4 protein-coding genes are annotated in these 17,028 nt (G+C 57.6%); all 4 read right to left on the bottom strand.

Annotated elements, in window-relative coordinates; all coding sequences use genetic code 11:
- Positions 1-27: 27 nt before the first annotated feature.
- Entirely contained in the window at positions 28-2,235 is a 2,208-nt protein-coding gene (locus ACXAGD_RS07755; protein ID WP_475209406.1) for a TonB-dependent siderophore receptor, read from the bottom strand.
- Between the two features lie 267 nt (positions 2,236-2,502).
- Positions 2,503-3,624 carry a DUF418 domain-containing protein gene (locus ACXAGD_RS07750; protein ID WP_475209405.1) on the bottom strand — a complete coding sequence of 374 codons (1,122 nt, stop codon included), beginning with the start codon at positions 3,622-3,624 and terminating at the stop codon, positions 2,503-2,505.
- Entirely contained in the window at positions 3,617-7,693 is a 4,077-nt protein-coding gene (locus tag ACXAGD_RS07745; RefSeq protein ID WP_475209404.1) for a non-ribosomal peptide synthetase, read from the bottom strand. Before ACXAGD_RS07745 ends, ACXAGD_RS07750 begins: the two co-directional genes overlap by 8 nt.
- On the bottom strand, positions 7,690-17,001 hold the full coding sequence (locus tag ACXAGD_RS07740; protein WP_475212527.1) for an amino acid adenylation domain-containing protein: 9,312 nt from the start codon (positions 16,999-17,001) through the stop codon (positions 7,690-7,692). The genes ACXAGD_RS07745 and ACXAGD_RS07740 overlap by 4 nt, the downstream gene beginning before the upstream one ends.
- Positions 17,002-17,028 lie beyond the last annotated feature (27 nt).

The following is a 17,028-nucleotide window of genomic DNA, read 5'->3' as shown; positions in this document are numbered from 1 at the left end:
GATACTCCCGCCCGGGCCGGATTGGTTTTAGAATGTGCGACTGAGGGTCAACTCGACAGTCCGGCCTGCACCGTAGGCGCACCCGCCAGCCTGGGATGCGATTGCTCCAGGTACCAGCCCGCTGGGGTCACCGGCTTGGCAATAGGTGACGTATCGTTTGTCGGCCAAATTCCGCGCAGCCAGCGTGGCTTGCCACCCTTCAAAGGCATAGCTGACGGACGCGTCGAATACCGTCACATCATCCAGTTCGTACGCGGCGGTGTTTGCACTATCCGAGAAGCGTTCCCCGGTGTACCGCGCACCAACACCAAGACGCAGCCCCGGCGCTTGAGCAACATCATAGGCTAGCCACAAGGAAGCGGAGTGTTCAGGAACACGCGCTACGCGATTGCCTTCGTTAACCTCATCGTCGGTAATTTTCGCGTCAATAAAGTTGTATGCACCCAGGATCGAAAAGCCGTTGGCGAAAGCATAGTTCACTTCTACTTCAACACCTTTCGAGCGAACTTCACCAACTTGCTCAAATGCTCCCGGGAATCCGGGGATTGATTGGGGCGTGTTGGTTTTGGTGATGTCGAACAAGGCGATCGAAAGAAGTGAATTTGTACCCAACGGCCGGAATCTAGCGCCGATCTCATAGGCCTCGGCCTTTTCGACATTCAAAGGTTCGCCGGTTGAGTCCACACCTGCGGGAGGCAGATTGAATGACCGTGCCGCAGACCCATAAACTGTTACGCCATTATCGAAGTTATACGAAACGCCGAAATGCCCACTTGTGTAGTCCTGTTTGTTGTCCAGGTTCGCGCCATTGAATTCGGTTTCCAAATCTACCCAATCATGACGCAGACTTGCGTCCACAATGACGTTGTTACCGATTTCGAAGTTGCTGATCAGGTAAAGCCCGGTCTGTTTGACATCTTGAGTTGTGTCGAAAACCGTCGGAGTAGTCGGAACACCCGGAATGAAGAGGATGTTGCCGGTCTGCAGCAGATGCGTACCGCCATACCCAAACGAATAGGTGTTGTCATACTCGCCACGGTAATAGTCCACACCACCAATTACCCTTGCGTTGACATTGCCGAACGAGAACTCTTTCAACAATCCGTTGTCAAAAGAAGTTTGTTTGGTCGTCTGATCAACGTCAAAATTGTACAGGGTCGCCGTATCGATAGCACCTGAAACAGGCGGCTGACCGGCTAGGATAGCAGATGAGAAAAACGCGCCAGCATAGGCGGTTTCGTTTGTCCAATCATTGTCTGCATATCGCGCCCGTGACCGGAAAGTGAAACCATCGCCGAATTCGTGATCGAACTCATACCCAACATAGCTTTGGGTAGTTTCGATATCGTTGCGGTTCGGATTGTTGGAATAGAAATCGTTGTCGTACTCTCCCAACGGATTGGGCAGCTGGGACCCGTATTGAGGGACCAAAATGTACGTGTCGCCGACTTTGTCCTTTTGGTACTGAGCGAACACCGTAAGGTTCGTCGTATCCGTTGGGGACCAGGTAACAGAAGGCGCAAAATACAAACGCTGCTCGTCTACTTCGTCGTAAACAGTGCCGTTTTCTCCGCCAAGAAACACGAAACGATAAGCCAGTGTATCCGAGGCCGGGCCAGTCGTATCTAACCCCAATTCTACTCCACCATATGCAGAGGTCCGCAGAAGAGCTTGGGTGCTTTGTTCAAATCGTGGACGTTTGGTGATCGAGTTTACAAGTCCGCCAGGTTCATTGGCACCATAGAGGCTCGAGGTTGGGCCACGCAGTACTTCGATACGTTCCAAGCCAAAGGTCTCAGTTCGCCATGCGCCCCAACCATATAGGCGCAACGGCATGCCATCTCGGTAATTGCCAGACGTCTGCGTTTCGAACCCGCGGATCGCAAACTGGTCGTAGCGGTTATCCAAACCATAGGTTTGGACAGTCACGCCGGGTGTGTAAGCAATTGCTTCTTCAAGCGATGTCGCGCCCTGATCGTTGATTTGCTGTGAAGTAATTACACTGACTGATCGCGGCGTGGTCGCAATGTCTGTAGGGAGCCCGCGCAATGCCGTACCGGAGGCCTCTGCGGCGTAGCCTTCTACGTTTTCCAGTGAACCTGCGTCATCTCCTTCGACCGTAATGGTGTCCAGAACGACTTCTTCCGGTTTCGATTGCGCTTGAGCCCCCTGAGCCGCCAGCCCGACCGATATCATCAATGGCCCTGCTGCCAGAACCTTGCTTCGTGTTGACATATTCCGTCTCCAAGCGTCGACGGGTTTCGTCGGCGCGTTATGTGTTTTGAAACACGAAAGCATCCCCGTTCGGCTTGGGTGTTTTCACCTCTGCACGGGTTTGCTGTCCCTCAATGTCTGGCTGGACTTTCAGCCTCAAAAGATCGGCTGCAACTATCTCGCTGATTCACGTGCCATGCACGCTCAGGCTGTGAAGTAAATTTCCCTAGTTTTTTTGTCAAGTTACTGTGAGGGAATTGTTATTAAAAGATACATCGCGGGCGTCCATCAGGCGTTTGAATGCCTGGGTTTTCGCGCAACCAATAATTTCATCACCGTTTCAAGAGGACCGTTTGCGTAAAACCGCAGCCACAGCGCCATCAAAAGTTGCAAGGCAATCAGGACAGCGAAAGAAAAAACCAAAACCACCGACATCGGTAACGTCGCAAACAACCCAAGGCCGGAAAACACCACGACTCCGATCACGGATTGGGCGACGTAAAGGCTCAGAGATGCACGACCTGTAACAGAAAACAGCCGAACAACAGGATGTTCGTGATTTGCATTCATCAACAAATACAACCAACTGAACAACGGCAACATAAGTATGAAACCGAACAGGGGCCGCAAAGGCGCAGCAAGAAATTCAAGGGCAGGAGTCTGATGCAACTGTCCCAAGAGCATCAGGCCGCTGTAAACGCCGCTGCCGATCAATCCAGCGATCCAAAGTGGCTTGCTCCATTCCCGCAACGCTTCAGCGGCGATGAGCATATTTCCAAGCTTTTCGAACACCCACACACCCAAAACAAAGCTGCCAAAAATGAAAAAGAACAAATGAAATGGCAGCGCTGCGTAAAACCCAACCCATCCCTGGACGTTCAACAACAAGATTTCTTGCCAACGTCCTGACTGCATCACAGTGAGAATTCCCTCTCCGTCGGGACGGGGTATTTCAATCAGAAATTGCAAAGCTGACAAGGCAAACAGGCCCAGCACTGACAAGCAAATGCTAACAACTACCGCACCAAGCATGTTTTGAATGCGCCGGCGTAAAATGGTGAACGCAACAGCACAGAGCGCATAGGCCAGAAGGATGTCTCCTCCAAACAGAAGTAACCCGTGGAACATTCCAATTATGCCGATCAGCAGAGCGCGTCTTAGCACGAAAGCCTGACCTTGAACCGCAAGCTGCTGAGCGACCCCGAACCCGAAGAGCATCGTGAACAAACCAATAAACGGGCCTTCACAAAACGCGCGGATAAAGAATGTGGCCGCCATGTCGGCAGACCCTGCACCATTCAACCACCAGCTAAGGCCATATCCACCGGGCAGCGCAAAGAACGGCATATTAGCGGCGATGATCCCAAAATGTGAAACAGAGCGGGTTGCGTCCAGGGCCTGATCACGCATCGGTCAACTCCTTGGCCCAGTTTCCGGACAGACTTTGGGCAAAACTTCGATGAAAGTCCGGGCTATCGACAATTTGTCGGTGCGTGACGCCGGGAACGGTAACTACGCGCTGAACGCCCGGCGTGTATTTTGACCAATCGACCAGCTGCAACTTGCGTTTGATGGAATCTTCAGCCCGCCAGACGTGGACCGGTATTTCCGTAGCTTGGGTATGGTGCTGCCGGTAGATCAACGTGTTGTCCAAATAGGTCCAAAGTTCGTATTCCCTGGAACCTATACTTGGACCATCGACCGGCAGCTGCCCGCCAGCGGTCTGCACATACCTGAGAAACTGACGGAAAAGATCACTGTCCATCTTTCGAAAAAGAGCTTCCCATTTCGGGCGCAGTTTCGTGCGAGGCAGCCATTCCTCAACACGTTCTGTCAGGGCTTTTTCTTGCAGTGGAGTGATGTCAATCAACGTGCCTGTCGCGAAGTTCACGTCCAAATCACAAACGTCCAACATGCCAACAAAGCTCAATTCTATGTCCTTGCCCAGCAAACGCGCGGTCTCATAAGCCAGCACGCCCCCCCAGGACCAACCCAAAAATGTGCAGTCTGCACCAATCGCGTGTTTGCGAATGTATTCAGCGTAAGTTTCGGCGATCCCGCTGATAGTGGTTTCGCTCGACCTGTTTTCATTCAACGAATAGCAAACAAATCCGGATATCGAATGCTCGGCATGACCATGACGTTCAAGGTAGTGCGCTAATGGAGCGTATTCGCGCGTGTTCACCATCAAACCGGGAAACAAGAAGAGCTTCCCTTTTTCACCACCTTCTTTCAGATGCACGACAGCCAAGTTCTCGCGATCTTCTTGTTCCAGTCTCTTTGCCAGGGTCGACAGGTCAGCCGAATTGAACAGGTCAGCCAAACTAAGCTGGCGATCCGGAAACTCAGTTCGGAGTCTATCTACGAGCTGAATTGCTTTGATTGAGTCTCCGCCTTGTTTGAAGAAGTTGGATTTTTTGTTTGGTTTTGTTTTGAGGATTTGTGTCCAGATGTCTGCGATTTTGGCTTCGGTTTGGGTGAGGGTTTCGTCTGTTTGGCTGGCTGGTTGTGCGCGCGGGGTGAGGCGCAGGGCTTTGGTGTCGGTTTTGCCGTTCGGGGTTTTGGGGAAGGCGGTCAGGGTTTCGATCTGCGCGGGCACCATGTAGGCGGGCAGGTCGGCGGCAAGGCGGCGTTGCAGACTGGCCTCGTCCGGGTTTGCGCCCTGGGCCGGTGTGACCCAGGCAGCCAACAGGGGGCCGTGGTCTTGATCGACGCGGGCGACATGGGCCTGGGCCACCTCTTCGCAGGCCATCAGCCGGGCTTCGATCTCACCCGGTTCGATCCGGTACCCGCGCAGTTTGATCTGCCGGTCGGCGCGTCCGAGATACTCGATCACCCCGTCCGCGCGCTGCCGCACCCGGTCGCCGGTTCGGTACATGCGGCTGCCAGGGGTGCCGAACGGGTCGGGCAAAAACACCCGCGCCGTCTGACCCGGGCGGCCCAGATATCCACGCGCCAGACCACCGGCGAGGTAGAGCTCACCTGGCTGGCCGGGCAGAACCGGCCGCAGCCGATCGTCCAGTACATAGGCGCGCCGGGCACCGACCGGACGTCCAATCGGAGCGTTGGGCGTGTCGAACTGCGCCGCCTCGCTGCCCGGCTGCGCCTTCCAGATCATTGGCGAGATCACGCATTCCGTGGGCCCATACCCGTTGATCATCAGCTCAGGCTGCAATGCCTGCGCCACAAGATCAAAGCCGGCCCGCGGCATGGCTTCGCCGCCAAAGGAATACATCTGAACCGGCGGGGCCTCTGATCCACGCGCCGCGTCAGCCACCTGATGCAGCAACGCGGTGGGAAAGCCTGCATTGGTGACGGACTGATCCGCCATCACCTGCAGGGTCTCGGCCCCCGACCACAGGGCATCAGGGCGCATTACGATCGCGCCGCCCAGCCAGAACGGTACCATCCAACGCTCATGCGCACCGTCAAAGGCCAGCGACAGCATATGCAACTCGCGGCAATCGGCACCCATCTCATAGGCCGCAGCGGTGGTGGCCACATGCATGGCCAGAGGGCCGTGTTCAACCGCGACCCCTTTGGGCTGGCCCGTTGATCCGGACGTGTAGATCACATAAGCCAGCTGATCCGGGCTCAACTCTGCCGCAGGATCCGTTTCCGGGCCGTTAATGTCATCCGGGAACAGAGTGTCTATCCCGGCCTCTTTATCCGCAATCACCAGAGCGGCGGCGCTGTCGTCCAGAATATAGGCGCGCCGGTCCTCCGGATGGGTCGGGTCCAGCGGCACAAAGGCACAGCCCGCCCGCATCACCCCCAGGCAGGCGGCAATCGCCTGCGCGCCGCGCGGCAGGCACACGCCCACGCGGCTCTCGGGCGTCAAACCCCGCGCCAGCAGCGCATGGGCAACCTGATTGGCCATCGCATTGAGCGCGCCATAGCTCGTCTCAACCCCGTCAAACACGATCGCCACACGGGTCGGGTCCTGCGCCGCCACCGCCGCAGGCACCAGCGTATCGGCTTGCGCCTGACTGTCGGGCCAGGGCGCGGGCAGTTGCGCAGCCTCGGCCGGGCTGCGCAGATCGATCAAATCCAGCGCCCGATCCGGTGCCGCCACACCGGCGGCCAGCAGGTCGATCCAGGCCGCAAGCCAGCGCGTCGGTGTCGCAGCACCGAACAGGTCGACATCATAGCCAAGCGCGGCCGCAATCGGCCCATCAGCGCTTTCAACCGTTTCCAGCGCCAGATCGAACTGTTGCGCCCCGGTCGAGCGTGCAAACCCCTGTGCTTCTTGCCCATCGGGCAGGGTGATCCGGTCCGCCATCAGCGGCTGATGCGCGTGCACCACGTCAAACAATGGTCGCGAAGCGTCCGCGTCTTCCCCGCGCAGCGCCGCGGTCAACGCCTCCAGCGATACGTCCTGATGCGCCAGGGCCTCTGCCGATTGCCCCCGGACCCGGTCGACCAGCCCCGAAAACCCTTCGCGCGGATCGACGGTAACCGGCAAAGGTAAAGTGTTGACGAACAGGCCAATCATCGCCTGCATCTCGGCCCGGGAGCGACCGGCCACAGGCAGACCGACGCACAGATCCTGCGCGCCCGTGAGCCGATGCAACAGCGCCACCCAACCGGCCATCAGAACCTGCTGCAACGTCGCGCCCCGGGCTTGCGCCAGCGCCCGTAACCGCGCGGCCAGATCGGCCGGGATCTCTTGTTCGATCCGGCCTCCGCGCCAGCTGCGCTGCGCCGGACGGGATCGGTCGGTGGGCAGTTCCAGCCGGTCAGGAGCCGCATTGCCGAACACTTCCAGCCACCAGTCCAGGCTGTCCTGACCCGCACCGGCCTCGGCCAGGGCGGCCTGCCAGCGTTGTACATCCAGATAGCCGGGGCTCAGCGGTGCGCCTGCCTCGCCCGCCAGCGCGGCCAGAAGGTCCGATTGCAAAATCCCCATCGACCAGCCGTCGCAGAGAATGTGGTGCAGCGTCAAAAGCAGCGCCTGGCCCTGCGGCATGTGCACCAGAGTTGCCCGCCAGCCAGGACCGTTCAAAAGATCGATCCTGTCGCCCGCATCCTGCTCGGACAATGCCGCCAGCCGCGCCTCGGCCACATCCGCGTCAAACCCGGACAAATCCACCTGCTGCAGCACAATCTGCGCCTCATTCGGCGGCACAGCCCGACAGGTCAACCCGCCATCAGACGCCTCGGAAAACCGCAACCGCAACGCCTCCTGCCGTGCCACAACCAAACCCAGCGCAACCTCAAAAGCACCAACATCCAAATCGCCAGAAAACCGAACACCACACGCAACAGAACAAACACCACCAAATCCAAATCGATCCAAAAACCAAAAATATCGACCCAAACCTGAGATGCCGATTGTGTCTCCGGGTTGCAGGAGCGCAGGCAGCGGCAAATCCTGCACCGATCTGCCGGATTGCGTTAACGCTTTCAGAAATGAACCTTGTTTTTCTGGGGTTAAGGCAAGAAAACGGGTGGCAAGGTTAAGTCGGGGATCGATCATTCGGTTTCCAGTTCTGACATCAGATCTGCAAGATCATCAAAGTTGTCATGAGGAGCAGCCATTTCTTCCAGAGCTTTTGCCAAGGTCGAAAGCTGTCGTTTTTCAAACACTGTCTTCAACGGCAGGGACAGTCCCAGCTCGTTTTCCAGCGCGGCACGGAGCCGGGTCGCAAGCAAGGAATGCCCACCCAACGAAAAGAAGTCGTCGTCGGCAAAAACCTGAGTAACACCCAGCAAATTTTCCCAATGTACGGCGAGGGCTCTTTCCATTTCTGTTGACGGCGGTCGCCCGACGCGCCGGTTGCTTTGGGGGCGCGGCAAAGCGCTACGGTCAAGCTTACCGTTCGCGTTCATTGGCATGGTGTCGAGCGCAGTGATCCACCGTGGCACCATGTGCGGTGGCAATTCCGACGCAAGTCTGGACCGGAGGTCATCCGGCACCACACCTGAAACATAAGCGGCGAGGTCGGTCAAACCTTGGTCTTGATGCAGAACCACAACAGCTTCGGTTACACCGGGTTGGGAACGCAAGACGGCTTCGATCTCACCTAACTCAATCCGAAATCCGCGCAACTTTACTTGCTGATCGGCACGACCTTTGAATTCAAGCAATCCATCCGGTGCAAGTCGCGCGAGATCTCCGGTGCGATACAGACGCGATCCGTCTCGCTGAGGGAAGGAGCGTTCGGTCAAATCGGTTCGGCCGAGATACCCTCGTGTTACCGCGGGCCCGGCAACATGTATCTCCCCGGTGGCACCGGCAGAGACGGGTATACCCAGATCGTCCAGGAGCAACAGTGCAGTTCCGTCGGTGGCTCGCCCAAGTGGTGCATGCGCTCGGTGCTGTAAGTCTTCGGCTAATATTTCGTGTTTGGCCACAAAAACCGTGGCCTCGGTCGGACCATACAAGTTGTAGACACGAAGACTGGGGAAGCGCTGCCAAACAGGTTCGAGCATGGACAGGTCTACGGTTTCCGCGCCCAGGAAAAGGTGACGCAGTGGCAGAGCAGGCTGCCTCAGAATTTCCGGCAGAATCTGCTGAAACGCCGTCGGGGTCTGACAGAAAACAGTTACCCCTGCGTCTCCAAGCAGCTGGGCCGTCGCCTGCGGATCACGGCTGATCACATAAGGCACAATGACCACTTCGCCACCAGACAGCAAAGCCCCAAAGATCTCCCACACTGAGAAGTCGAAACTATAGGCATGGAAGGCAGTCCACACATCGTTAGGTCCGAAGTCGTAAGTGTTGCGGGTCAACAGGTGTAAGGCATTGGAATGCGTGACCTCGACGCCTTTGGGTCGACCGGTAGAGCCGGATGTATAAATCACATAAGCTACATCTCCGGAAACGACATCCGGCGCAGTGACTACAGGAATGGAATAGTCAGGAACCAGTGCACCTTCGAAACCATCTGGCAAGGAGCTATCGCAGACAATTGTTGATAGCCCAGCGTCTTCCTTGATGAAACGTAGGCGCTCGATTGGGTTTGCCGGGTCAAGTGGGACATAGGCAGCGCCTGCTTTGAGGATGCCCAACATCCCTGCGACAAGCTCGACAGAACGTTCGCAGGCAAGACCAACATAGTCGCCTGGGCGAACACCCGATGCGATTAGCTGATGCGCCGCAGCGTTTGCCATGTGGTCAAGCTCGGCATAGGTGAGACGTTCACTTTCGCATTGCAGGGCAGGGGCCCCGGGTTGCTGCAAGGCAATCTTTGAAAATGCCTGTGCCAGCGTGCCAGACGGGGCTTGGGGGAGTTCCGGCAAAGCTATCGGATCAGCCAGAGCCGAGCGGATGTCCGACACGGTACGGCGTACAGGATCAACAAGCTCGCTCAACGCTGCGATCAGTTCGGTTTTTATCCTTTGCAATCCCTCAGGGCCGAACACCCCAGCGTTGGCCGCCAAGCGCAGGGATAGTGTTTCGCCCGGAATCACAGAGATCGTCAGCGGGTAGTTCGTACGCTCTTCGGCTTCGTATCCGTCAATCCTGAAGCTTGCATCGCTTTGACCTACAAGTGCTGCATCCAATGGGTAATTCTCGAACACAAGCAAAGTATCGAACAGCTCGCCCCCCCTTTGTGGTGCTTGGGCTGCTATGGACGTGAGCGGATCGCCTTCATGCTCAAGCAACGCAAGGCCGGTATGTTGAATCCCGGCCAGCCAATCTGACAAAGCTGTATCGCTCATATCCACGATCATCGGCAGAGTGGATATGAACAGGCCCACCGCATTGTCATCGGCCCCTTGGGACCGCCCAGACGTTGTCACGCCGAAACTAACCGTCGTCTCGTACTGGTAGCGCTTTAATACAACCGCCAGAGCCGCCTGAAACAGCGTGTTCGTTGTTACTCCCAAACGCTGGGTTGCGTCCTCCAGACTGGCCTGAAGAGTCTTGTCCAGAACGACGATTTGGGTCGAGCGACCTTCGTTGGGTGTCGCGAAAGCGTCCGCAAGCCTTGTTGGGCTTTCAAGTTCAGACAATTCCGCACGCCAGAAGGCTGCATCAAACTCACGCGCTTGCAACTGTGCCACGTGATCTTTGAAACGTGGGGCTGTTGGCAGTTCTGACGATGGGCTTTCGTATTGCCGGCTAACCTCTGCAAGAAACACGCCGAGGCTCCAACCATCAGTCAGGAGGTGGTGACAGGTCCAGATGGCATGTGCTGATCCACCTTCAGTTTCAATCAGTGTTAGCCGCGACAGAGGTGGAGAACTGAGGTCAAAACCGCGAGCCTTGTCTTCGGCCATAGCTTTTTTGATTTCGGTATCGACATCTCCACAGGAATGGATCTGACGAATATCAACTTGAAGCGTTTTGTGGACCAGCTGCAGATATTGGCCGGTTTGAGCGGACGCAATAAATCCGGTGCGGAAGACATCATGACGTTCAGTGACCTGTTTCCACGCTTGAATGAAGCGATCACCATCCAAATTTCTTAGATCCAGCCGCATCTGGCTGACGTAAGGATCGTCCGTTTCAATTTCGGAATGGAACAGCATTCCGGCTTGCATTGAGGTAACGGGATAGATGTCACTGATCCCGTTGTGACCAGGCTGCAATTGGTCCAGATCGTGCTGTGATAGCTGCGCCAATGGATAGTCCGACGAAGTGGCACGTGGAACCGCAGCACGGCAATGCTCAATCAGCCGCTCGAAGGCACTTTCAAACTGCTCAGCCAATTCGAGTACCGTTGATTGAGCCAAGCGATCTGACGCAAATTCCCAATCAAGATGGAGTTGTCCTTCAGATATCCAGGAATTCAGACAAATATCCGTTTCAATCGGGGATTGCGGACCCATTGATAGGCCCGACCTTGACATATCCAATCGCAACGTGCCTTCAGCCGGTTGATTTTCACCCAGGTGGTTAAATGCGATCCGAGCAGCCGGAGCTTGATTTTCCAGCCGCCATTTATTGAAGAGGGGCGCAAACTCTAGTGCGCTGGCATGTGCTTCCTTTGTAGCGCAAATGCTGTCGCTCTCAGACCCAGCCGCCACCACGACCGGGGCTACAGAAGTAAACCAGCCCACCGATCGGTCCGGCACCGGAACTACATTCGTTCTTCCGTGCGTTTCCACAGCAATTACGGTTTGTCTTTCACCAGTCCAACCCCAAAGAGACTGAGCCAACGCCGATAGCATTATCGTCTGCAGATCAGCTTTGTAGGGGCGAAGACCAACCTGCTTAGCCGACATGGTCGTCTGATGGCCGATCGTCCTTTGTACTGTCCGTAAACGTAATGCTGTGTTTGCGCTGTCGGGGTTGTCGACGGGAAGCGGCTTGATCAGTTTCGAGGTAGCGTACCATCCTGCTGTGACCTTTTCGGGCACATGTGTTTGGATAACGCCCTTTGCCCACAAGCTTGGTGACCCGCCGGTTGTGATTTCGTCACGCCCGGACAAGAGCAATTCCAGATCCTCGATCAGAATGCGCCAGGATATGCCGTCGACGATCAGGTGGTGCGCGATCAGATACAATCTATCGCTTTCGCCATTGGTGCGAATTGCACGGAACAGATCACCACTTTCCAAGGACAGGCTTTCGTGAGCCCGCGCCAGATATACGGGAAGATCAGCCTCAAAACACTTGGCCAGCTTTACCGGGCTTTCCTTCTCCCGTATTTCGGCATGCCATACTCCACTGTCTTTACGAAACGCCGTTCTGAAAACTTCATGAACGGAAGTCAGTTTACCTAGTGCTGCCTCAAGAGTGGCATCATCAACCGATGCATCAACGCCTAAACACACGAATTGGTTCCAGTGCTCTGGGGTCGGGTCGTCGCGCTCAAAAAACCAGCGTTGGATTGGTGTCAGTTCTGCCTGACCCGGCTTAACAACTTCCTGCGGTTTTCGGGTGTTCATTGCTGCAGAAGAAATGGCTTCCAAAGTGAGCTTTTCGAAAATCGCTTTCAAGGAAACGTCTATCCCCTCGCGACCTAGGTGTGTCGAGAGCTGAATTGCTTTGATTGAGTCTCCGCCTTGTTTGAAGAAGTTGGATTTTTTGTTTGGTTTTGTTTTGAGGATTTGTGTCCAGATGTCTGCGATTTTGGCTTCGGTTTGGGTGAGGGTTTCGTCTGTTTGGCTGGCTGGTTGTGCGCGCGGGGTGAGGCGCAGGGCTTTGGTGTCGGTTTTGCCGTTCGGGGTTTTGGGGAAGGCGGTCAGGGTTTCGATCTGCGCGGGCACCATGTAGGCGGGCAGGTCGGCGGCAAGGCGGCGTTGCAGACTGGCCTCGTCCGGGTTTGCGCCCTGGGCCGGTGTGACCCAGGCAGCCAACAGGGGGCCGTGGTCTTGATCGACGCGGGCGACATGGGCCTGGGCCACCTCTTCGCAGGCCATCAGCCGGGCTTCGATCTCACCCGGTTCGATCCGGTACCCGCGCAGTTTGATCTGCCGGTCGGCGCGTCCGAGATACTCGATCACCCCGTCCGCGCGCTGCCGCACCCGGTCGCCGGTTCGGTACATGCGGCTGCCAGGGGTGCCGAACGGGTCGGGCAAAAACACCCGCGCCGTCTGACCCGGGCGGCCCAGATATCCACGCGCCAGACCACCGGCGAGGTAGAGCTCACCTGGCTGGCCGGGCAGAACCGGCCGCAGCCGATCGTCCAGTACATAGGCGCGCCGGGCACCGACCGGACGTCCAATCGGAGCGTTGGGCGTGTCGAACTGCGCCGCCTCGCTGCCCGGCTGCGCCTTCCAGATCATTGGCGAGATCACGCATTCCGTGGGCCCATACCCGTTGATCATCAGCTCAGGCTGCAATGCCTGCGCCACAAGATCAAAGCCGGCCCGCGGCATGGCTTCGCCGCCAAAGGAATACATCTGAACCGGCGGGGCCTCTGATCCACGCGCCGCGTCAGCCACCTGATGCAGCAACGCGGTGGGAAAGCCTGCATTGGTGACGGACTGATCCGCCATCACCTGCAGGGTCTCGGCCCCCGACCACAGGGCATCAGGGCGCATTACGATCGCGCCGCCCAGCCAGAACGGTACCATCCAACGCTCATGCGCACCGTCAAAGGCCAGCGACAGCATATGCAACTCGCGGCAATCGGCACCCATCTCATAGGCCGCAGCGGTGGTGGCCACATGCATGGCCAGAGGGCCGTGTTCAACCGCGACCCCTTTGGGCTGGCCCGTTGATCCGGACGTGTAGATCACATAAGCCAGCTGATCCGGGCTCAACTCTGCCGCAGGATCCGTTTCCGGGCCGTTAATGTCATCCGGGAACAGAGTGTCTATCCCGGCCTCTTTATCCGCAATCACCAGAGCGGCGGCGCTGTCGTCCAGAATATAGGCGCGCCGGTCCTCCGGATGGGTCGGGTCCAGCGGCACAAAGGCACAGCCCGCCCGCATCACCCCCAGGCAGGCGGCAATCGCCTGCGCGCCGCGCGGCAGGCACACGCCCACGCGGCTCTCGGGCGTCAAACCCCGCGCCAGCAGCGCATGGGCAACCTGATTGGCCATCGCATTGAGCGCGCCATAGCTCGTCTCAACCCCGTCAAACACGATCGCCACACGGGTCGGGTCCTGCGCCGCCACCGCCGCAGGCACCAGCGTATCGGCTTGCGCCTGACTGTCGGGCCAGGGCGCGGGCAGTTGCGCAGCCTCGGCCGGGCTGCGCAGATCGATCAAATCCAGCGCCCGATCCGGTGCCGCCACACCGGCGGCCAGCAGGTCGATCCAGGCCGCAAGCCAGCGCGTCGGTGTCGCAGCACCGAACAGGTCGACATCATAGCCAAGCGCGGCCGCAATCGGCCCATCAGCGCTTTCAACCGTTTCCAGCGCCAGATCGAACTGTTGCGCCCCGGTCGAGCGTGCAAACCCCTGTGCTTCTTGCCCATCGGGCAGGGTGATCCGGTCCGCCATCAGCGGCTGATGCGCGTGCACCACGTCAAACAATGGTCGCGAAGCGTCCGCGTCTTCCCCGCGCAGCGCCGCGGTCAACGCCTCCAGCGATACGTCCTGATGCGCCAGGGCCTCTGCCGATTGCCCCCGGACCCGGTCGACCAGCCCCGAAAACCCTTCGCGCGGATCGACGGTAACCGGCAAAGGTAAAGTGTTGACGAACAGGCCAATCATCGCCTGCATCTCGGCCCGGGAGCGACCGGCCACAGGCAGACCGACGCACAGATCCTGCGCGCCCGTGAGCCGATGCAACAGCGCCACCCAACCGGCCATCAGAACCTGCTGCAACGTCGCGCCCCGGGCTTGCGCCAGCGCCCGTAACCGCGCGGCCAGATCGGCCGGGATCTCTTGTTCGATCCGGCCTCCGCGCCAGCTGCGCTGCGCCGGACGGGATCGGTCGGTGGGCAGTTCCAGCCGGTCAGGAGCCGCATTGCCGAACACTTCCAGCCACCAGTCCAGGCTGTCCTGACCCGCACCGGCCTCGGCCAGGGCGGCCTGCCAGCGTTGTACATCCAGATAGCCGGGGCTCAGCGGTGCGCCTGCCTCGCCCGCCAGCGCGGCCAGAAGGTCCGATTGCAAAATCCCCATCGACCAGCCGTCGCAGAGAATGTGGTGCAGCGTCAAAAGCAGCGCCTGGCCCTGCGGCATGTGCACCAGAGTTGCCCGCCAGCCAGGACCGTTCAAAAGATCGATCCTGTCGCCCGCATCCTGCTCGGACAATGCCGCCAGCCGCGCCTCGGCCACATCCGCGTCAAACCCGGACAAATCCACCTGCTGCAGCACAATCTGCGCCTCATTCGGCGGCACAGCCCGACAGGTCAACCCGCCATCAGACGCCTCGGAAAACCGCAACCGCAACGCCTCCTGCCGTGCCACAACCAAACCCAGCGCAACCTCAAAAGCACCAACATCCAAATCGCCAGAAAACCGAACACCACACGCAACAGAACAAACACCACCAAATCCAAATCGATCCAAAAACCAAAAATATCGACCCAAACCTGAGACAGGCTGCATTGCCGCGGAATTTCCTTCAGGAATGCGTGTCAGTGGTTTCGCCGAGCCCAGACGTTTGGCCATGCCAGCAAGAGTTGGTTCCACGAACAGTGCTGCCGGATCAACGGCCAGGGAAAGCTCTTGTTCAAGTCTTGCTATAAGGCGAGTGGCCTGAACTGAAGATCCGCCCAGTACGAAGAAATTTGAATTTGGATCGCCTACGCGGACGCCAAGGATCTGGCTCCAGATCTTAGCAAGCTGCGCTTCAAATTCGGTCAGGACTTGGTCATTCGCCGTTGTGCCGCCCCTCCAAACAAAGACCGGCAATTCTGGAGCGTCATTTACAATTTCAGCAGTTTGGCGACGTTGGAGTTTACCGCTGGAAGTACGGGGCAGGGCGCGTGGAGGAAGGAGTAGTATTTCGGTCGGTGTGTGTTGGAACATCGCGGCCAGTTCCGACGCGATTTCTCGCGCCAAATCTTCAAATGCTACCGAAAGTCTATTGCCCGGCATCTCCAAAGCGACACCATAACTCTCCACTCCGTTTTGCGAGCGTGCGTAGGCAGCGACGCGCCCGGATCGGGTAGAAGACTGGTTCGTTTCAAGGAAAACCTCGATGTCTTGCGGAAAGACATTCTGCCCATCCAATATGATCAAGTCTTTTGCTCGCCCCGTCAGATGCAGGTGACCGTCGGCAAGAAACCCAAGGTCTCCGGTTCTGAGCCAACGTTTTCCGTCGATTTCGCGAAAGCTGTCGGCCGTAGCTTGCGGGTTTTTCCAATAGCCGAGTGTGATTGACGGCGAGTGAACATATACCTCTCCCACACCTTCCCGCCGGTTCAAGTCGAAATCTGGTCCGCCAGTACGCACCTCGGTGTTCGACAAAGCCGGCCCGCAATCCACGTAGACTTGGTCTGTACCAGGAGCCTTGGCGGTAGACGGCGCATGATCCGGTCCAATGCCTGTCACGGCGAGAGTGGCTTCGGCCAAACCGTAACAAGGAAGTTGGGCTTCATTTCGAAAACCAGAGGGCTGAAACCGTTTTGAAAACGCGTCAAGTGTTGTGGCGCGGACAGGCTCAGAGCCAGAAAATGCCACGCGCCAGGCAGACAGGTCGAGGCGGGACAGCGTTCTTTCCCTGACAACATCGGCGCAAAGGCGATATGCAAAATCTGGAGCACCGGAAATCGTACCCCGATGGTCGCTGATGGCCTGAAGCCAGCGTTCGGGGCGCATCAGAAAACGCTTTGGCGACATGTTGATCGTCTTAATTCCAGCGACCAACGGCATGAGGATTTTAGCGATCAGGCCCATGTCATGGTAGATTGGCAACCAGCTTACTACGACGTCGTCTGGGTTCACTCCAACGGCATCGATCATCGCTTTCGCGTTGGCGACTATATTGCCGTGACTGACCATCACTCCCTTGGGCGCCGAAGTCGAACCAGATGTGTATTGCAGGAAGGCGAGGTCGTCTGCATGGGGGCTGATTGGAGCAAGCGGGCGGCTTCCAGTAGGGCATTCATAAGCGTCCACCACCGGGGTTTTTGACAGGGCTGTCAATTCGGCTACAACATCCCGTTCTGTCAGGATCAATGTAGGCTCTGCGTCCGCAATGACGGCCCGGAAACGGGACATGTGGTGCTCACGTGCGGTTTCGGGCGGAAACAGTGGTACCGGAATCGCACCGACTGCAAGCGCGCCGAGAAACGACAAGACGTATGCGGGACCAGAGTCCAAGGCCAACAGCACCCGGTCACCCGGTTGGGTTTGCGACCCTATCCATCCTGCATATTGCGCTGTGCTGGAATACAAACGCGCAAAGCTGTAGATTTCTTCTTTTCCGTCCCTTCCAATGAATACAAAAGCCGTTTTTTCGGCCTGCGTTTCTGCGTGTGCGACCACGTAGTCCAACAGAAAACCTTCTTTGTT

The organism is Ruegeria sp. ABF4_144 (assembly GCF_056160045.1).
Note: the sequence above shows the minus strand (reverse complement) of the source record. Positions and strands in the feature narration are given on the sequence as shown.